The organism is Streptosporangium sp. NPDC051022 (genome assembly GCF_040683035.1).
Taxonomy (GTDB): Bacteria; Actinomycetota; Actinomycetes; order Streptosporangiales; family Streptosporangiaceae; genus Streptosporangium.
In genome coordinates this window covers 227,109-245,188 of record NZ_JBFBCF010000012.1, presented here as the reverse complement: position 1 = coordinate 245,188, position 18,080 = coordinate 227,109, and the positions used below count along the sequence as shown (strand labels likewise).

16 protein-coding genes are annotated in these 18,080 nt (G+C 71.5%); 10 read left to right on the top strand and 6 right to left on the bottom strand.

Annotated features, from left to right (window positions below; translation table 11 throughout):
• Positions 1 to 44: 44 nt before the first annotated feature.
• A complete protein-coding gene (locus tag AB0N02_RS21545) occupies positions 45 to 182 on the bottom strand; it encodes a putative ATP-grasp target RiPP (RefSeq protein ID WP_363949167.1) in 138 nt (45 codons plus the stop codon).
• Positions 183 to 496: 314 nt separating this feature from the next.
• Between AB0N02_RS21545 and AB0N02_RS21540 the strand changes: the two genes are divergently transcribed.
• Positions 497 to 940, top strand: coding sequence for an SRPBCC family protein (locus AB0N02_RS21540; RefSeq protein WP_363949165.1), 444 nt, complete (start codon positions 497 to 499; stop codon positions 938 to 940).
• On the opposite strand, the gene AB0N02_RS21535 is transcribed toward AB0N02_RS21540, so the two are convergent.
• The 4 genes from AB0N02_RS21535 to AB0N02_RS21520 form a co-directional block, all read right to left on the bottom strand.
• Positions 927 to 1,490 carry an FxsA family protein gene (locus AB0N02_RS21535; RefSeq protein WP_363949162.1) on the bottom strand — a complete coding sequence of 188 codons (564 nt, stop codon included), beginning with the start codon at positions 1,488 to 1,490 and terminating at the stop codon, positions 927 to 929. The genes AB0N02_RS21540 and AB0N02_RS21535 overlap by 14 nt on opposite strands.
• A gap of 94 nt (positions 1,491 to 1,584) precedes the next feature.
• A complete protein-coding gene (locus tag AB0N02_RS21530) occupies positions 1,585 to 2,337 on the bottom strand; it encodes a polyprenol monophosphomannose synthase (RefSeq protein ID WP_363949160.1) in 753 nt (250 codons plus the stop codon).
• Entirely contained in the window at positions 2,337 to 4,016 is a 1,680-nt protein-coding gene (lnt, locus tag AB0N02_RS21525) for an apolipoprotein N-acyltransferase (protein WP_363949157.1), read from the bottom strand. Before lnt ends, AB0N02_RS21530 begins: the two co-directional genes overlap by 1 nt.
• A 530-nt stretch (positions 4,017 to 4,546) precedes the next feature.
• A complete protein-coding gene (locus tag AB0N02_RS21520; protein WP_363949155.1) occupies positions 4,547 to 6,724 on the bottom strand; it encodes an ATP-binding domain-containing protein in 2,178 nt (725 codons plus the stop codon).
• A 351-nt stretch (positions 6,725 to 7,075) separates the two neighbouring features.
• Here AB0N02_RS21520 and AB0N02_RS21515 point away from each other — a divergent pair, with 351 nt between their 5' ends.
• The 6 genes from AB0N02_RS21515 (at position 7,076) to AB0N02_RS21490 (ending at position 13,803) form a co-directional block, all read left to right on the top strand.
• Complete coding sequence (locus AB0N02_RS21515) at positions 7,076 to 8,272, top strand: ROK family transcriptional regulator (RefSeq protein WP_363949152.1); 1,197 nt, start codon at positions 7,076 to 7,078, stop codon at positions 8,270 to 8,272.
• A gap of 125 nt (positions 8,273 to 8,397) precedes the next feature.
• Entirely contained in the window at positions 8,398 to 9,741 is a 1,344-nt protein-coding gene (locus tag AB0N02_RS21510; protein WP_363949149.1) for an ABC transporter substrate-binding protein, read from the top strand.
• 6 nt (positions 9,742 to 9,747) lie between these two features.
• Positions 9,748 to 10,698, top strand: a complete 951-nt coding sequence (locus tag AB0N02_RS21505; protein WP_363949146.1) for a sugar ABC transporter permease — start codon at positions 9,748 to 9,750, stop codon at positions 10,696 to 10,698.
• The gene (locus AB0N02_RS21500) at positions 10,695 to 11,579 is read left to right on the top strand and encodes a carbohydrate ABC transporter permease (RefSeq protein WP_363949143.1); all 885 of its coding nucleotides are present in this window, start codon (positions 10,695 to 10,697) and stop codon (positions 11,577 to 11,579) included. Before AB0N02_RS21505 ends, AB0N02_RS21500 begins: the two co-directional genes overlap by 4 nt.
• Positions 11,576 to 12,835, top strand: coding sequence for a 6-phospho-beta-glucosidase (locus tag AB0N02_RS21495; protein ID WP_363949141.1), 1,260 nt, complete (start codon positions 11,576 to 11,578; stop codon positions 12,833 to 12,835). The genes AB0N02_RS21500 and AB0N02_RS21495 overlap by 4 nt, the downstream gene beginning before the upstream one ends.
• Positions 12,832 to 13,803: a BadF/BadG/BcrA/BcrD ATPase family protein gene (locus tag AB0N02_RS21490; protein WP_363949138.1), complete on the top strand. Its 972-nt coding sequence runs from the start codon at positions 12,832 to 12,834 to the stop codon at positions 13,801 to 13,803. Before AB0N02_RS21495 ends, AB0N02_RS21490 begins: the two co-directional genes overlap by 4 nt.
• A gap of 63 nt (positions 13,804 to 13,866) precedes the next feature.
• Here the strand turns inward: AB0N02_RS21490 and AB0N02_RS21485 are convergent, their stop codons facing one another.
• Positions 13,867 to 14,343 carry an Lrp/AsnC family transcriptional regulator gene (locus AB0N02_RS21485; protein WP_363949136.1) on the bottom strand — a complete coding sequence of 159 codons (477 nt, stop codon included), beginning with the start codon at positions 14,341 to 14,343 and terminating at the stop codon, positions 13,867 to 13,869.
• A 163-nt stretch (positions 14,344 to 14,506) separates the two neighbouring features.
• Between AB0N02_RS21485 and AB0N02_RS21480 the strand changes: the two genes are divergently transcribed.
• The 3 genes from AB0N02_RS21480 (at position 14,507) to AB0N02_RS21470 (ending at position 17,989) form a co-directional block, all read left to right on the top strand.
• Positions 14,507 to 15,460, top strand: coding sequence for a pirin family protein (locus AB0N02_RS21480; RefSeq protein ID WP_363949133.1), 954 nt, complete (start codon positions 14,507 to 14,509; stop codon positions 15,458 to 15,460).
• A gap of 179 nt (positions 15,461 to 15,639) precedes the next feature.
• Positions 15,640 to 17,052 (top strand): NAD(P)/FAD-dependent oxidoreductase, encoded by a 1,413-nt coding sequence (locus AB0N02_RS21475; RefSeq protein WP_363949130.1) that lies wholly within the window; start codon positions 15,640 to 15,642, stop codon positions 17,050 to 17,052.
• A gap of 247 nt (positions 17,053 to 17,299) precedes the next feature.
• Positions 17,300 to 17,989 (top strand): hypothetical protein, encoded by a 690-nt coding sequence (locus tag AB0N02_RS21470; protein WP_363949127.1) that lies wholly within the window; start codon positions 17,300 to 17,302, stop codon positions 17,987 to 17,989.
• Positions 17,990 to 18,080: the final 91 nt, after the last annotated feature.

Genomic DNA, 18,080 nt, shown 5'->3' with positions numbered 1-18,080 from the left:
TCATCGGGAGAAGGGCGGGGCGGGCAGGTCCGCCCCGCCGCCCGTCAGACCTCCCACTCGGCGGGGCGGCCCTTGCTGTACCAGGTCACGTGCCAGCGGCCACCGGAGACCTCGCCCAGCTCGGCCTCGGACAGCTCCGCCCCCTCGAACGGCAGGTCCTCAAGGCTGATCTTGCTCTGCATGATCGTCCCCCCCTTTTCCCACGGCCGGTCGCGGCGACCTCTGATGATCGCGGCGTCCCGGCGGTCGTTCTTGACGGGAAGAACGCTACGGACCGTCTCTTGCGATCATCTGGAGGATGACTTGTGAACCACTGGGGGCGCCCGTGAAGAGGGAGAGAGCCCAGGCGGGGAAGGGTGCGGCGGGCGCGGGGGGAACCGCGGAGCGGACCGCGGGAGGGATCGCCGCGGGCGCAGAGGGAAACGGAGGGAAACAGAGGGAAACAGAGGGAAACGGAGGGGTTTCGGCGGTGCGGGCCGGAGGGGAGGCATCAGAGGTGACTCACGCCCACATCGGCGTCTCGGTGGACGCGGCGGCCGGCCCCGAGCGGGTGTTCGCCGTGCTGACCGACTGGCCGCGCCACGACGAGTGGATGGTCATGACCCGCGCCCGCGTCACCGCCGGGGACGGCCACAGCGTCGGCAGCCGTCTGGAGGCCTTCAGCGGGGCCGGCCCCGTCGGGTTCCTGGACACCATGGAGATCACCCGATGGGAGCCGCCCACGACCGTGGCGGTCCGGCACACCGGCGGCCTGGTGCGCGGGACCGGTGTCTTCCGAGTGCTGCCCCGTGAGGGCGGCGGCAGCACGATCGTCTGGGAGGAGGAGCTGGAGCCGCCGTTCGGCCCCGTGGGGCGGCTCGGCTGGCCGCTGGCCAGGCCACTCGGCGAGGCGCTGTTACGGCTCTCGCTGCGCCGCCTGGCCGACCTCAGTGCCCGGTGAGATCGCGGCTGGAGTCACGGGTGCCGGGCCGCTCCGGCTCGTCCCGGATGACTTCGCCGTGGATGACGGAACCCGGGCCGCGGCCCTGGCCGCGCATCGCCTCGAAGGGGTCGAAGGGGGAGCCTGGAGCGCCGGGGGCGCCGAACGGCGAGCCGAGGCCGGGCCCGGCGGTCCTTTCGGCCAGCGTGCGGATCCTGCGGGCGAACAGCCACGTCCCCGCCCTGCGGACCAGCGGCCGGGTGAAGGGCAGCAGGCACAGGAGGGCGAGGACGTCGGTGACGAAGCCGGGGACGAGCAGCAGCGTGCCGCCCGCGAGGATCATGGCGCCGTCGGCCAGCTCGCGGTCGGGCATCCTGCCGCTGTCCAGGGCCGTCTGCAGGCTCCGCCAGATCCTGCGGCCCTCCCTGCGGACGATCCAGGCACCCACCAGGGCACCGGCCAGCAGGAGGAGGACCGTCGGCCAGCCGCCGATGACCTGACCGACCTGGAACAGCACCCAGATCTCCAGGACCGGGACCGCCAGGAAGATCAGGAACAGCAGAGAGCGCATCTTTTCCTCGACTCACGCGACAGCCGTACGACAGTGACAACGTCCGGGAACGGCCGCGCGTTCCGCACCGGGCCGTCGCCGGCCCGGTGTTCGCTCAGCGTGGACGGCGCAGGCGCCGGGGAAGCCCCGTCACACCCCACACGGCGACCCGCCACAGCGCCTCCAGGATGATGGCGCGGCTCATCTTGCTGGCCCCGACGGTGCGCTCGACGAAGGTGATGGGCACCTCCGCGACGCGCAGTCCGTGGTGGACGGTGCGCAGGGTCAGGTCGATCTGGAAGCAGTAGCCCTGTGACTCCACGTCGTCCAGCCCGATCTTCTCCAGCGTCGAGGCGCGGTAGGCGCGGAACCCCGCGGTGGCGTCGCGGATCGGGACGCCGAGCATGATGCGGCTGTAGAGGCTGGCGCCGCGCGAGAGCAGCTCTCTCGACAGGGGCCAGTTGACCACCTTGCCGCCGGGCACCCACCGGGAGCCGACGACCAGGTCGGCCTCGCCCTCCGGCCGCTCCAGGCGCTCCAGCAGCCTGGGCAGTTCCTCCGGCTGGTGGGAGCCGTCGGCGTCTATCTCGACGAGGACGTCGTAGCCCTCCTTCATCCCCCAGTGGAAGCCCTCGATGTAGGCGGCGCCCAGCCCCTGCTTGCCCGGGCGGTGCAGCACGTGGACGTGGTCGTCCGCGGCCGCGAGATCGTCGGCGACCTGTCCGGTGCCGTCGGGGCTGTTGTCGTCGGCGACCAGCAGGTGCGCGTCGGGCACCGCGGCGCGCAGCCGCCCGACGATCATCGGCAGGTTCTCCCGCTCGTTGTAGGTCGGGACGATGACGAGCACCCGGCCAAGCATCCGCTCCATCACAGGTCTCCTGCCTGCTGCTCATCGTCCTGGCCCGGGACGGGAACCAGGGTGCGCGCCCGGCGCCGCCACGCGGCTGCCAGCGCGCCCATACCCACAAGTATCAAGACCCACTCTGGCAGGGCGCCCACACGAGTGGCGAGGGTTTCTGCGGTTCTGACCGGTACGGTGAGCACGTTCATCGCGGGAACGAGCTCGCCGGTGCGCCAGGCGATTCTTCCGTCGGGGGTCACGTAGGCGGATATACCCGTAATCGCGGAAGTGATCACCGCTCGATTGTGCTCGACCGCGCGCAGCTGGGACATGGCGAGCTGCTGGGACGGCAGGTTCGTCAGCGCGTAGGTCGCGTTGTTGGTCTGCACGACCAGCGGGCTGGCACCCGTCCTGGCGGTGTCGCCGACGACGCCGTCGAAGGCGACCTCGTAGCAGTTGATCGCGCCGACGGTCACCGGCCCCAGCCTCAGGTCGCCGTCGCGGGTGCCGGGCACCGACTGCTTGCCGACCAGGGAGGCCCGCTCGAAGAGGGCCAGCACGAGGTCCTTGAGCGGGGTGTACTCGCCGAACGGGACGAGCTTCTGCTTGTCGTAGTAGGCGCCGGGACCGGTGACCGGATCCCACACCAGGCTGCGGGTCGCGCGGCTGGTCTCGCCGATCCCGACCACGGCCCCGACCAGGACGGGCACCCCGATGTCCTTGACCGCCGCGTCGATCTCCCCGCGGGCGAAGTCGCTGCGGTAGGGGTCGATGTCGGTGGAGTTCTCCGGCAGCACGACGAGGTCGGGCCTGGGGGTCGTGCCCTGCCGTACGGCCCGCGCCATCTCGTGGAGCATGCGCGTGTGGTTGCCCAGGACCACGGCGGGCTCGTCTCCCAGGGGGTTCATGCCCCTTCCCGGGACGTTGCCCTGGATGACCCCGATCTTCACGGTCGGGCCCTCGTCGCCGGGCCGGGGAACGGCGAGCGCGGCGGCCGGGACGGCCAGCGCCCCGGCCAGCGGCACGACGATCGGCAGGACCGCCGGCAGGGCGAGCCGCGGGCCCGCGGCCGGGGACCGGCGAGGCCCGGAGCGCGACGCCGCGAGCCTGAGCGCCGCCACGGCGGCCAGGCCGCCGCACAGGGCGACCGCGAAGCTCACCAGCGGCGCCCCGCCGAGGGCCGCGTACGGGGTGAAGGGCGACTGCCCCTGGCTGAAGGCCACCCGCGCCCACGGGAACCCGCCGAACGGGACCGCTCCCCTGGCCCACTCCATCGCCACCCACAGCGCGGCGCTCCACAACGGCCACAGGGGCAGCCGGGAGGTCCACGCGGCACCCACGGCCCAGGCCGCGTAGAACAGGCTCTGCAGCGCCACCAGGCCCGCCCAGGCGTCCATTCCGATCGGGCTCACCCAGTGCAGCGCGGGCAGCAGGAAGGCGAGCCCCCCGAGGAAGCCCAGCCACAGGGCGCGGCGGGCGCGCACGCCGCGCACCGCCAGGACGAGGAACGCCACGCCGAACGGCGCGAGGAACCACAGCCCGAGCGGCGGGAAGGCGAGGAACAGCAGCACGCCTCCGGCGACGACGCCCGCGGCCCGCACGGGCAGGAGCCCGCGCGGAGGACCACCGGGAACGCCCGGTGGAATGCCCGCCAGGGCGTCCCCGACGGCCGTCCCGAGGCCGGACGACTCCGTCTTCTCCTGCACCACGGGCGGGGCTCCTTGTGATGTCGCGGAACGGGTTGACTCCCGCTCCTGACCCGTTTTCTAGCCCGAACGGTACCGCTCCACCCCCTCACTCCCAAAGTGAGAGATCAAGGGACGAAAAACGGCAACGGGGTGATCCTCGTCACCTGAGGATCACCCCGACGCTTGCGGCGCTCGCACGGGAGCGGGAAGAGGGCCCGGACAACCCTTCGGACCGGTTCCGTCCCGTCGGCGGCGAGCGCGGATTGCCGTTGTCTACTGGGTGTCCAGGCCCCTCCTGGGTCCAACCCCCCGCCCGGATGGGGTGCCCCGCCTCGACGAAACGCCGGCCCTGCGCCTGGCTGTACGGACGGGGTGACCCCCGTCACGGGCGCAGGAACCGGCGGTGCCGAAAGACGGCCAACCGGCCAGTCCCGTGCTGGACTGGGCAGCAAACTACCGAGCCCAGCGCAGATGTCAACCGTGTCACCAACAGCGGAAACACCAAGTTTTCGCAGCTGGGGCATGATCGACGAGAGCCGTCAATGCTCTCATGTGATCCGATGTCGCTCAAGTCGAGCCAGCGCCGCGGGCAGCGGGCCCGAGTGCACGACACCGAGTCGCTGGGTCGCCCGGGTCATCGCGACGTACAGGTCACTCGCCCCGCGGGGCGACTCACGGAGGATCAGCTCGGGTTCGACCACGATGACCGAGTCGAACTCCAGCCCCTTGGCCTCGGCGACGGTCAGCACCGCGACCGGGGCGTCCAGGGCGGCGGTCCCGTGCCCGGCGACCGCCCCGGAGACGGTCCGGGTCACGAGCTCGCCGATCTCCGCGGCCGCGGACCTGGGGACGATCACGACCAGGCGGCCGCCCTCGACCGTTTCGGACTTGACCAGGCCGGTAAGAGACTCGACCGGAGAGGCCACCCACGGGGACGTGCCCGTCTCCCTGACCGAGTCGGGCGCGACGAGGCCGGGGCCGACCAGGCTCAGCACGTCGGCGGCCACCGCCATCAGCTCGGTGGGGGTGCGGTAGTTGACACTGAGCCCCTCCTCGCGCCAGCGCCCGGCCACGTAGGGGTCGAGCATCCGGCCCCAGGAGCGCACTCCCGCCGAGGAGCCCGTCTGCGCGAGGTCGCCGACGATCGTCATCGACCGGCTCGGGCAGCGCCGCATCACCATCCGCCAGTCCATCGGCGACAGCTCCTGCGCCTCGTCCACGATGACGTGGCCGAAGGCCCAGGTGCGGTCGCCCGCGGCACGCTCGGCGGTGGTGAGATAGATCTCGTCGGACAGGTGCCTGGCGGCGAACTTCTCCGCGTCCATGATCTCGGACAGGCCCGTCAGCTCCAGCACCTCCTTGGCGTACCTCAGCTGGTGCTGCTGCTCCTCGGCGGCGGCGGCGCGCATGGCGGCCTGCTCCTCCTCGGCCATCCACGCCCCGGCCCGCAGCACCGCGGGGTCGATGTCGCCGAGCAGCTCGGCCGCCTCGTCCAGCAGCGGCACGTCGGACTCGGCCCACCAGTTCTCCCCCTTGCGGGGCGGCTCGCGCAGCAGCAGCCCGCGCTCGGCCTCGGTGAGGTCGGCCGCGGCGTAGTCGAGCCGCTCGCGGGAGGTGAACAGCCCGATGAGGAGCTGCTGCGGCGTGGTGTAGGGCCACAGCCTGTTCAGCGCGGCCTTGACGGGCTGCTCGGTGCGCAGCTCCTCGCGGAGGTCGGCCAGCTCGTCGTCGTCGATCGCCCCCTTGCCGATCTTGGCGGCGGCCTGCCTGGCGAGCGCGTTGAGCAGGTGGCGGACGAAGACCCCGCGGGCCTCGTTGTGCGGCCTTCGCGACCGGCTGGCCCGGTTGCGCGCGGCGTCCAGGATCCGGCCGTCGAGTTTGAGGGTGTAGCGGTCGAGGCGGATCTCCACCGGCTTGCGCGGCACCCGCTGCCGTTCGCGCACGGCCCGCGCCACCACCTGAGCCATCCGCGCGTCGCCCTTGATCGCGGCGACCTCGGGTCGCTCCTCCACCGTGGCGGTGATCCCGGGATACAACTCGGCGACGGTGGACAGCAGCACGTCGGTCTCGCCCAGCGAGGGCAGCACCTGCTCGATGTAGCGCAGGAAGGTCAGGTTGGGCCCGAGGATGAGCACGCCCTTGCGGGCCAGCCTCTCCCGGTGGGTGTAGAGCAGGTAGGCCGCCCGGTGCAGGGCGACCACGGTCTTGCCGGTGCCCGGCCCGCCCTGCACGACCAGGACGCCGTTGAGGTCGGAGCGGATGATGCGGTCCTGCTCGGACTGGATCGTGGCCACGATGTCGCGCATCCGCCCGGTCCGCTTGGCGGCGATGGAGGCCAGCAGCGCGGCCTCGCCGTTGAGGGTGCTCACGTCGGCCTCGGCGAGGTTGTCGAGGTCGAGCAGGTCGTCGTCGATCCCGACGACCTTGCGCCCCTTGGTCTGCAGGTGGCGGCGGCGGGTGACGCCCATCGACGCGGCGGGGGTCGCGCCGTAGAACGGCTGCGCCACCGGCGCCCGCCAGTCGATCAGCAGCCGCCGCTGCTCGTCGTCGGCCAGCCCGATGCGGCCGATGTAGAGAGAGGTCTGGTCGGCGTTGTCGAGCCGCCCGAAGCACAGGCCGTTCTCGACCGCCCACAGGCGGCCCAGGCGCTCGGCGTACATCCCGGCGAAGGTGTCCCGCTCGGAGCGGTTCTGGTGCGTACCGCCGCCTCCACCCTGCGCCAGCACCTCGTCCAGCCGGCGCTGGGTGCGCTCGCGCAGCAGATCGAGCCGCGCGTAGAGGCCGGAGACGTACTCCTGTTCCTTGGCGAGCTCGATTTGACGGGTTGCCGTCGCTCCATTATGGTTGATACTAATGGGATACTCCGGACCATTGGGCTAGTTGTTGTGACAAACCATCACCCTAGCAGGTCTGTTGAGATGTTCGCCCACCCCGCGGCCATCACAGGTTGATTGCGGCACCTCCCTCATGCTTGACGCGGCTGACCTGCGTTCCTTAGATTCTCTCCAAGTTAGGAAACTTTCCTAACTTCCCTTTACGGGCGACCGTATATGAACACGCGCGGACGCGGAGGACCTGTGACCCAGCCCACCCCGGGCACTCCCAGCCTGCTGCGGGCGATCAACGATCGGGCCGCCCTGCAGGCGCTCCTGGAGCGCGGACCGCTGACCCGCCCCGAGATCGGAGCCATCACCGGCCTGTCCAAACCCACAGCATCCCAGTTGCTGGCCCGGTTGCAAGAGGCGGGGCTGGTCGTGCTGAACGGCATCCGTGAGGGACTGCCCGGCCGGACGGCCGAGGTCTACCGGCTCAACCCCGCCGCCGCGCACGTCGCCGCGCTGGACGTCACCCCCTCGCACATCGACGCCCGGGTCGCCGACATCACCGGAACCGTGATCGGCGAGTACCGGCTGCCCACCCCCGGACGTCCCGCGGGCAACGTGGTCGAACGGGTCCGCGCCGCGCTCGACGGCGCGAACGCCCCCGCCGACCTGCGGCACGCGGTCATCGGCGTGCAGGGGGCGATCGACCCCGGCACCGGCAAACTCGGCTACGCCACCAGCAAGGACATGCCCGGCTGGCACATCCCCGACCTGGTCGCCACCCTCAGCGAGGGACTCGGCGTCCGGGTCGCCGTCGAGAACAACGTCAACCTCGTCGCCCAGGCCGAGCAGGCCCACGGCGCCGCCCAGGGCCGCCAGGACTTCGTGCTGCTGTGGGCCGACGAGGGTCTCGGCTCCGCGCTGGTGCTCGGCGGCAGGCTGCACCGGGGCGCCACCGGGGGCGCGGGCGAGGTCGGCTACATGCCCGCCCCCGGCGCGCCGACCGCCCGCGAGGCGGGACGCTACGCCAACCACGGCTACCAGGCCCTCACCGGAGGGCCCGTGGTGCTCAAGATCCTCAGATCGTACGGCGTGCGCGGCACCACCTTCACGCAGGCCGTACAGAACGCCGTGCAGACCTCGGAGGGCACCGGCAAGCGCGCGGACAACGCCCGCGCCGGGCTGCGCGACGTCGCCGCCCGCCTCGCGCTCGGCCTGGCCTCGATCACCTCCGTCGTCGACCCCGAACTCATCGTGCTGACCGGCGGGACCCTCATGGCCGGCGGCGAGACCCTGCGTGAGCTCGTCGAACACGAGCTCCACGCGCTGACCATCCCCCGCCCTCCGCTGCTGCTGTCGGCCGTCGAGGGCAACCCCGTCCTCGCGGGCGCGCTCGACCTCGCCCTCGCCACCACCCGTGACGAGGTCTTCAGCTCCACCCTTCCCGTCTGAGACCCCGTCCCCTCCCCCGTTTCCCGGCCCTCCCCGGTTCCCCGACCGAGACCACGTTCCGGCCCGCACCTCGCCCCCGTCTCACGACCCTCTCGTGATCCCCCCACACAAGGAGGCAACCCGTCGTGCACCGCCGCTCTCTCACCCTCGCCACGGCCGCCGTCGCGGCCATGGCCCTGACCGCCTGTACCGCCGGCAAGGAGAACGCCCCCGCGCTCGGGGCCGACCCGAAACCCGCGGGCTCGGCCACCGGCTCCCTGCTCGCCGCCTCCATCGAACTGTGGCACGGCTTCAACACCCCCAGCGAGGTGAAGGCGTTCGAGGAGGCCGTCGCCGGGTTCCGCGAGAAGTATCCGCAGATCACCGTGAAGCTGGTCAAGGGAGTGCAGGACGACCAGATCACCCAGGCCGTGCGCGGCGGGAAGGCGCCGGACGTCGCCTCCTCCTTCAGCACGGACAACGTGGCGCAGTGGTGCAAGAGCGGAACGTTTCAGGACCTCACGCCGGTGATCGCCCGGGACGGCATCGACCTGTCGGTGATCCCGGAGGCCTCCCGCGCCTACACCGAGTTCGAGGGCAGGCGCTGCACGATGCCGCTGCTCGCCGACGTCTACGGCCTCTACTACAACAAGGCCCTGATGGGGGAGAACAAGCCGCCCAAGACGCTGTCGGAGCTGACCGAGCTGGCCAAGAAGCTGACGGTCCGCGACCCTGACGGCACCATCAAGGTCGCCGGATTCCTGCCGAGCTTCCAGTACTACGAGAACGTCGCCTCCCACCTCGCGCCGATGGTCGACGCCAAGTGGTACAACCCGGACGGCACCTCCGCGGTCGGCTCGGACCCGGGCTGGAAGCGCCTGCTGAAGTGGCAGAAGGAGCTCGTCGACTGGTACGGCTACGACAAGCTCGACAAGTTCCGCAAGAGCCTGGGACAGGAGTGGTCGGCGGAACACCCCTTCTACAAGGGCAAGATCGCCATGGTCCTGGACGGCGAGTGGCGCACCGCCATGATCGCCAACGAGGCCAAGGACCTCGACTACGGCACCGCGCCGCTCCCCGTCGCCGACGACCGGCCGGACCTGTACGGCAGCGGCTTCACCTCCGGCACCGTGATCGGCGTCCCCAAGGGCGCGAAGAACCCGCAGGCCGCCTGGGAGCTGGTGAAGTATCTCACCACCGACACCCAGGCCCTGGTCACCCTGTCGAACGCGGTGCGCAACGTGCCGACGACCAAGGCCTCGCTGGAGTCGCCCGACCTGAAGAAGGACGCCAACTTCCAGACCTTCCTCGACATCTTCGCCCACCCGAAGACGAGCACGGTGCCCTCCAGCGCCAACAGCACCTTCAACCAGGAGTCCCTCCAGGAGTTCATGGGCCGCTGGGAGAAGGGCTCGGTCAAGGATCTCGACGCCGGGCTCGCCGACGTCGACAGGCGCATCAACGACAAGCTGAAGCTCTCCGGGGGCTGATCCTCGATGAGCAGCGTCTCCCACGCGCCGCCGCGACGGTGGCGGCGCGGCGAGGGGCCCAAGGCCCTGCTGTGGATGTCACCCTGGCTGGTGGGATTCGCGGTCTTCTTCGCCTACCCCCTCGCCGCGACGGTCTACTTCTCCTTCCAGCGCTACGACCTGTTCACGCTGGAGTTCGCCGGCCTGGACAACTACCGCTACTTCCTCACCGACGACCGGGCCTGGGTCTCCATCAGGAACACGCTGTGGCTGGTGGCCGTCATGGTCCCCGCCCAGGTGATCTTCGGCCTGGCCGTGGCCCAGCTCCTGACCCGGCTGAAGGCGGGCGCGGGCTTCTTCCGCACCCTCTTCTACCTGCCGTCGCTGGTGCCGCTGACCGCGGGAACGGTCTCCTTCGTCTTCCTGATGAACCCCTCCGGGCCGCTCAACCAGATCCTCGACCTCCTCGGGATCGCCGGGCCCGACTGGTTCGGCGACAGGAACTGGTCGAAGCCGGGCCTGACCCTGCTGGCCCTGTGGGGCATCGGCAACACGATGATGATCTTCCTGGCGGCCCTGCTCGACGTGCCCAAACACCTCTACGAGGCCGCGGCCATCGACGGGGCGGGCGCGTGGCGGCAGTTCCGCAGCATCACGCTGCCGACCATCTCCCCGGTGCTGATGTTCTCGGCCGTCACCGGCGTCATCTACGCCCTGCAGTACTTCACCCAGGCGATGATCGCCTCCCGGGTCGCCGCCGGGGTCACCGACTCCCCCGGCAGCAGCTTCGTGCCGGGCTATCCCGAGCTGTCCACCCTGACGCTGCCGCAGTGGCTGTTCCACGTGGGCTTCCGCGACTTCACCATGGGCTACGCCTGCGTGCTGGCGCTGCTGCTGTTCGCGGCGTCCATGATCCTCACCCTCGTCCTGCTGCGCAGGTTCCGCGCGTTCGGCGACGGCGAAGGGGAGGCCCGATGACCGCCCTGGCCACGGGCCCGGCCGCCACCGCCGCCCGCCGTACCGGCGCGCGGGTGCGGGTCCGCCGGGTCCTGTACTGGATCGCCTCCCACGCCGTCGCCGTGGCGCTGTCGCTGATGTTCCTCGGGCCGCTGGTGTTCGTGGCGCTGACCGCGCTGATGACCGACGAGCAGGCGCTCACCAGCTCCCTGTGGCCGACGAGCTGGAACTGGGACAACTTCGCGAAGGTGTTCGCCAGGTCGCACCTGCTGACCTGGCTGGGCAACACGTTCATGTACGCCGGGCTCGCCACCCTGTTCATGCTGCTGTCGTCGATTCCGGCGGCCTACGCGATGGCCCGCTTCCGCTTCCGGGGACGCAAACTGGCCTTTTTCGCGGTCATCACGATGATGATGCTCCCGCCACAGGTCGTCGCCGTTCCCATCTATCTTCTCTGGGCGCGTTTGGACCTCACCGGCACCCTGTGGCCGCTGATCCTGCCGATGCTGTTCGGCGACGCCTTCTCGATTTTCCTGCTGCGGCAGTTCCTGGTCACGATTCCCAAGGAGTACAGCGAGGCCGCCCGGGTGGACGGCTGTTCGGACCTGAAGACGCTGGTCAGCGTGATTCTGCCGATGGCCAGGCCCGCCATCGCGGCGGTCGCCCTGTTCCAGTTCTTTTACTGCTGGAATGATTACTATGGACCGCTGCTTTACACACAGATAAAAGAGGAGAACTGGACTCTGTCTCTCGGGCTGGCGTCCTTCCGGGCACTGCACAGCGTGCAGTGGAACCTCACCATGGCGGCGACCCTCCTTGTCATGGCACCGGTGATCATCGTGTTCTTCTTCGCCCAGAGGGTTTTCATCGAGGGCGTGACACTGACAGGAGTAAAAGGGTGAAACTCGCCGTGGTCGGGGGCGGCTCGACGTACACGCCGGAGCTGATCGATGGATTCGCGCGGCTGCGGGACGAGCTCCCCCTCACCGAGATCGCGCTGGTCGATCCGGACCCCCGCCGTCTCGAACCGGTCTCGGGAATGGCCCGCCGGATGCTGGCGCACGCCGGCCACCCGGCCGAGGTCGTCGCGACCTCCTCGGTCGAGGAGGGGGTCGCAGGGGCGCAGGCCGTCCTGCTCCAGCTGCGCGTCGGCGGCCAGGCCGCGCGCAACGTGGACGAGACGCTGCCGCTGCAGTGCGGCTGCGTGGGCCAGGAGACCACCGGCGCGGGCGGCCTGGCCAAGGCGCTGCGCACGGTCCCGGTGGTGCTGGACATCGCCGAGAAGGTCCGCAGGCACGCGCCCGACGCCTGGATCGTCGACTTCACCAACCCGGTGGGCATCGTCACCAGGGCGCTGCTGGAGGCGGGACACCGCGCCATCGGCCTGTGCAACGTGGCCATCGGCTTCCAGCGCCGCTTCGCCGCCAGGCTGGGGGTCACGCCGGAGCGGATCTCCCTGGGCCACGTCGGGCTGAACCACCTGACCTGGGAGCGGGCCGTGCACCTGGACGGCGTGGACGTGCTGCCCCGGCTGCTGGACGAGCACGGCGAGGAGATCGCCCAGAGCGTCGGCCTGCCCGTCTCCCTGATCCGTCACCTCGGTGTCGTGCCCTCCTACTACCTGCGTTACTTCTACGAGCACGACGCCGTGGTCGAGGAGCAGCGGAGCAAGCCGTCCCGCGCCACCGAGGTCGCCGCGATGGAGACCAGGCTGCTGGAGATGTACGCCGACCCGTCGGTGAACACCAAGCCCGAGCTGCTGGAGAAGCGCGGCGGCGCGTTCTACTCCGAGGCCGCGGTCGCCCTGATCGCCTCCCTGCTCGGCGACCGCGGCGACACCCAGGTGGTCAACCTCCGCAACGACGGCACGCTGCCCTTCCTGGCCGACGACGCGGTCATCGAGGTCCCGGCCACGATCACCGCGACCGGCGCGAAGGCCCTGCCGATCGACCCCGTCGAGCCGCTGTACGCCGGCCTCATCGCGCACGTCACGGCCTATGAGACGCTGGCGCTGGAGGCCGCGCTGCACGGCGGGGAGCGGCGCGTCGCGGACGCGCTGCTGGCCCACCCGCTGATCGGCCAGGCCTCGCTGTCGGACGAGCTCGCCCGGCTTCTCGTCGAGGCCAACCGCGTGCACCTGCCCTGGGTGACGACGTGAGAACCGTCCTGGCGGTGGACGGCGGCAACAGCAAGACCGACGTCGCGCTGGTCTCCGAGGACGGCTCCGTCCTGGCCACGGGCCGGGGGGCGGCCTTCCAGCCGCAGAGCGCGGGCGTGAACGTCGCGATCGACGCCGTCGGCGACGCCGTGCACGGGATGCTCGGCCAGGACGCGGCGCCCCCGTTCGCCGACCACGTGGCCGCCTACGTCGCCGGAGCCGACCTGCCCGTCGAGGAGGAGGAGCTCCGCGACGAGCTCGCCGCCAGAGAGTACGGCCGTAACGTGGTCGTCGGCAACGACACCTTCGCGCTGCTGCGCGCCGGGGCCTCCGGGCCCGCCGGGGTCGCCGTGGTGTGCGGGGCGGGCATCAACGCCGTCGGGGTCTCCCCCACCGGAGAGGTGACGAGATATCCGGCCCTCGGCAGGCTCACCGGCGACTGGGGCGGCGGGTACGGCCTGGGCGAGGAGGCGCTGTGGTCGGCCGTCCGCGCCGAGGACGGCCGTGGCCCGGCCACCTCGCTCCAGCAGGCGGTGCGCGAGCACTTCGGCGCCCGCACGGTCGAGGAGGTGTCCCTGGACATCCACTTCGGGCACCTGCCCGCCCTCAGGCTGCACGAGCTGGTGCCGGTGCTGATGACCGTCGCGGGCTCGGGAGACGCGGTGGCCCGCTCGATCGTGACCCGGATGGCCGACGAGGTCACCGTGCTCGGGGTGGTCGCGCTGCGCCGCCTCGGCCTGCTCGGCACCCCGATGGAGGTGATCCTGGGCGGTGGCGTGCTGACCGCCCGCGACCCGCTGCTGAACGGCCTGATCGAGGAGCGCTTCGCCGAGCAGGCCCCCCAGGCCAAGCTGATCGTGGCGGACGTCCCGCCGATCGTGGGCGCCGCCCTGCTCGGCCTGGACGCCCTCGGCGCGACCGAGGAGGCCAAGGCCCGGCTGCGCGCCCACTTCCACGCCATGGCGTGAGAGCGGCCCCCGTACGGCCCGTGCCCTCCGGACGCGGGCCGTACGGCCGCGCCGGGCGGCGCGTCAGACCTGCTCTTCGGGCTTGCCCTCGTCGGCGCCGATGAGCTCGGGAGCGCGGTGCTCGTAGGGCGTGCTGAGCACCACCGTCGTCCTGGTCGAGACGTTGGCCGAGCTGCGGATCTGGTGGAGCAGCTCCTCCAGCGCGATCGGCGAGGCCACCCGGACCTTGAGGATGTAGCTCTCGTCCCCGGCCACGCTGTGGCAGGCCTCGATGGCGCCCAGGTGGGCGAGCCGCTCGGGGGCGTCGTCCGCGGCGGCCGGATCGATGGGCTTGATGGAGACGAACGCGGTGAGCGGGAGCCCGACCGCGTCGTAGTCGACGAGCGCCGCGTATCCCCGCAGGACCCCGCGCTTCTCCAGCCGACGCACCCGCTGGTGCACCGCCGACACCGACAGCCCGGTCTCCCTTGCGAGGTCGGTGAAACTCATCCGGCCATCCCTGGCCAGCAACGTCACGATCCGGCGGTCGATCTCCTCCACCCGATCAACGGTAACGGCACGGGGAGGTCACCCGCACCGCCCCATGGTCACGGCATGGTCCCAACCCTGCCCGGCCGCGGTCGCCGGACCTCCCGCGGGCCGCCGTACGTTCCCAGGTCGTACATTCTCTAGAGGAACGGGGCACCCATGCTGGAGGAACCTGGTGAGCAACCTTGAACAGGACCCTCGGGAGACCGAGTGCGGCGGCTTCACGGGCGTCACGACGGAGCCGGTGAACGAGCTGCTGACGGGCCGCGACGTGGTGCTGGGCGGTCCGAGAGGGATGAAGGTGACCCGGACCCTGCCGAACAGGGACGTCCGGATGGTCGGGGCGTGGTGCTTCCTGGACCACTACGGCCCGGAGAAGACAACCATGAGGGTGCCCGCCCACCCGCACACCGGGCTCCAGACGGTCAGCTGGCTCGTCACGGGCGAGGTTCTGCACCGCGACTGCCTGGGCAGTGAGCAGCTGATCCGGCCGGGGCAGCTCAACCTCATGACCGCGGGCCGCGCCATCTCGCACTCGGAGGAGTCCCCTCGCGACGCCGGCCTGCACGGGGTGCAGCTGTGGGTGGCGCTCCCCTCCGCGCACCGGCTGGTGGAGCCGCACTTCGAACATCATCCGGCGCTGCCGTCGCTGACCGGCCCCGGCTTCACCGCGACGGTGTTCATGGGCGAGCTGGGCGGCGTCGTGTCACCGGCCCGGACCTACAGCCCCCTGACCGGCGCCGAGGTGTCCCTGCCGGAGGGCGCGGAGGCCCTGATCCCGCTGCGGCCCGACTTCGAGTACGCACTGCTGGTCCTGTCCGGCACGGCGCGGGCCGAGGGGACCGACCTCGCGCCGGGGCCGCTGCTCCATCTCGGCACCGGGCGCTCCGGCCTCACCCTGCGGGCCGGCGGGCCCGCGCGTCTCCTGCTTCTCGGCGGCGAACCGTTCGAGGAGCGGATCGTGATGTGGTGGAACTTCGTCGGCCGCGACCACGAGGAGATCGTCCACTTCAGGCGGGAGTGGATGACGGGCGACACGTTCGGCACGGTCCCCGGCACGGCGGGCGACCGGCTGCCCGCGCCCGAGCTGCCCGGGATCCCGCTGAAGCCCAGGGGGCGCCGCCGCTGAGGCGGGCCGGTGGACGGCGAAAGCCCGCGGACCCAGGACAGAGGTCCGCGAATCCGGCGCGCGGTCACGCGTGCCGGCGGTCCCGGATGAAAAGCTGGTGCGACCGGCGCCCCGGCCCGAGGCCCGAGGCCCGGCGACCGGCCGATCGTCCGGGAAGTTCTGGAGTTCTGGAGGCAGTCGTGTCCGACGAGTTCGACGTGGTCGTCATAGGCGCCGGTCCCGCGGGTGAGAACGCCGCGGGCCGGGTGGCCCGCGGCGGGCTGAGCGTCGCGGTGGTCGAGACGGAGCTGGCGGGCGGTGAGTGCTCCTACTGGGCGTGCATCCCCAGCAAGGCCCTGCTCCGCCCGGTGGAGCTCTCGGCGGAGGTCGGCCGGGTGCCGGGCCTGGAGCCGGGGCCGATCGACGTCGCCGCCGTGCTCGCCCGGCGGGACGAGGCCGTCTCGAACCTGGACGACGGCAAGCAGGTCGAGTGGATCGAGGGCCTGCCCGCGGAGTTCGTGCGGGGACGGGGAAGGCTGCGGGGTCCCCGGCAGGTGGAGGTGACCGCGCCGGACGGCTCGGTGCGGTCCCTGCGCGCCCGGCACGCCGTCGTGCTGGCCACCGGCAGCCGTCCGCTGGTTCCGCCGGTTCCCGGGCTGGCCGAGGCCTCGCCGTGGACGAGCCGGGACGCGACCGGGGTGCGGGCCGTCCCCCGGCGGCTGGCGGTGCTGGGTGGAGGCGTGGTGGCCTGTGAGATGGCTCAGGCACTGCACGGTCTCGGCGCCCGGGAGGTGACGCTCCTGGTGCGCGGGGACTCGCTGCTGGGCCGGATGGAGCCGTTCGCCGGGGAGCTGGTGGCGGCCTCGATGACGGACGCGGGGATCGAGGTGCGCACCGGCGCCCGGGTGACCCGGGTCGAGCGGCCGCTGCCCGGCGGCCCGGTCACCGTCCATCTGGCCGAGGGGGCGCCTGTGGAGGCCGACGAGCTGCTGGTGGCCACGGGGCGCACGCCCTCGACGGGGGATCTCGGCCTCGGCGTCGTGGGCCTGCCGGACAGGGGTCCGGTCGAGGTGGACGACAGCATGCGGGCGACCGGCGTCGCCGACGGCTGGCTGTACGCCGTCGGCGACGTCAACGGCCGCAATCTGCTCACCCACATGGGCAAGTACCAGGCGCGGGTGTGCGGCGACGTCATCGTGGCCAGGGCCCGGGGAGAGCGGGACGACCTGCCCGGGCTGCGCGACGCGGCGGACGGGTACGGCGCGCCGCAGGTGGTCTTCACCGACCCCCAGGCCTGCGCGGTCGGCCGCACCGAGGCCGCCGCCAGGGCGGAGGGGTTCGACGTGCGCGTGGTCGAGTACGACCTCGGCGCGGTCTCCGGGGCCTACCTGCTGGGCGAGGGCTACCGGGGCAGGGCCAAGGCGGTGGTGGACGAGCGGCGGCGCGTCCTGCTGGGCGTGACCTTCGTCGGGCCCGGGGTGGCCGAGCTGCTGCACTCGGCGACGGTCGCGGTCACCGCCGAGGTGACGCTCGACCGGCTCTGGCACGCCGTGCCGTCCTTCCCGACGGTCAGCGAGGTCTGGCTGCGGCTGCTGGAGCAGTACGGGCTCTGAACGAGGCTTTGACAAGTTTTGAACGACCCCGCGCGGGGCGGCGGAAACCGTCTCCGCCCCGTGTCCGCCGGGGATCCGTCCGGTCCGCGGGATTCGCCAAGGGAGGCTTCCCCGGCGAGAGTCATGTTTCGATCAGAGAAAAAAGTGGATTTTTGACTGGTTTGTCATATTTTAGAAACAACCGGGCAGCAATGGGAAGGATACGGTTCCGGAGCAGGGAGGAAATCGGGACGCGCGAGGGGGCGAAATGGCGGCCATGGAAAAGGGCATGCACGGCAACCAGCACGAAACCCCCTGGCAGGTCGACTTCCAGGCGCTGGACCGACGGGAACGCCTCATCATCAAGAGGATGCTGGCGGGCCTGACGCTCGGCATGGTCCTCGCCGTCGTCGGCGAGTCACTCGCCGAGGTGCTGCCCAACAGCGTCGCCGCGATCTACGATCCGTACGTCTACGGGCTGCTGGTCCTCGTCGTGGCCCGTGGCTCGGCGAATGCCTGGTGGGCGGCCCTGAACGGCCTCCTGGCCACCGCGGGGCTGACCGCGGGCCACGTGATCGCCCACGCCCTCAACCACCAGGAGACCCTGCTCGCCCAGGCCGGCTACAACTGGCAGACCGCGCTGGCCATCACCATGGTGGCCTTCGGCCTCGTCGGTTACCTCAGCCATCGGCGCGGCCTGAGCGGCGACGCGACCGTGGGGATCTTCAGCGGCCTGCTGTTCTCCCAGGGTGCCCAGGAGATCCAGCGGGCGGCCGTCCTGCCGCACGGCGGCCCGCCGCCGGACGGGCCGTGGATGTTCGCCGTCCTCGTGATCATGGGGCTGTCGCTCCCCGTCCTGCTGCGCCCGACGGGCATGGCGCGCCTGCGCACCCTGCTCATCACCTTCGGCTGCGCGGCCTTCCTCACCGCCCTGTCCCTGCTGCACCTGCTCTGGTAAGCCCTCCGGCGGGGCCGCCCGAGACCCCGCGACCGGCGGCGACGGCCCACGGAGCCGCCCACGGCGTCCCGGCCGGGGAACGTCCCCCGGG

Coding starts and splice junctions, on each gene's coding strand:
- AB0N02_RS21545 (WP_363949167.1), bottom strand. CDS start 182: ATGCAGAGCAAGATCAGCCTTGAGGACCTGCCGTTCGAGGGGGCGGAG.
- AB0N02_RS21535 (WP_363949162.1), bottom strand. CDS start 1,490: ATGCGCTCTCTGCTGTTCCTGATCTTCCTGGCGGTCCCGGTCCTGGAG.
- AB0N02_RS21530 (WP_363949160.1), bottom strand. CDS start 2,337: ATGGAGCGGATGCTTGGCCGGGTGCTCGTCATCGTCCCGACCTACAAC.
- AB0N02_RS21505 (WP_363949146.1), top strand. CDS start 9,748: ATGAGCAGCGTCTCCCACGCGCCGCCGCGACGGTGGCGGCGCGGCGAG.
- AB0N02_RS21500 (WP_363949143.1), top strand. CDS start 10,695: ATGACCGCCCTGGCCACGGGCCCGGCCGCCACCGCCGCCCGCCGTACC.
- AB0N02_RS21470 (WP_363949127.1), top strand. CDS start 17,300: ATGGCGGCCATGGAAAAGGGCATGCACGGCAACCAGCACGAAACCCCC.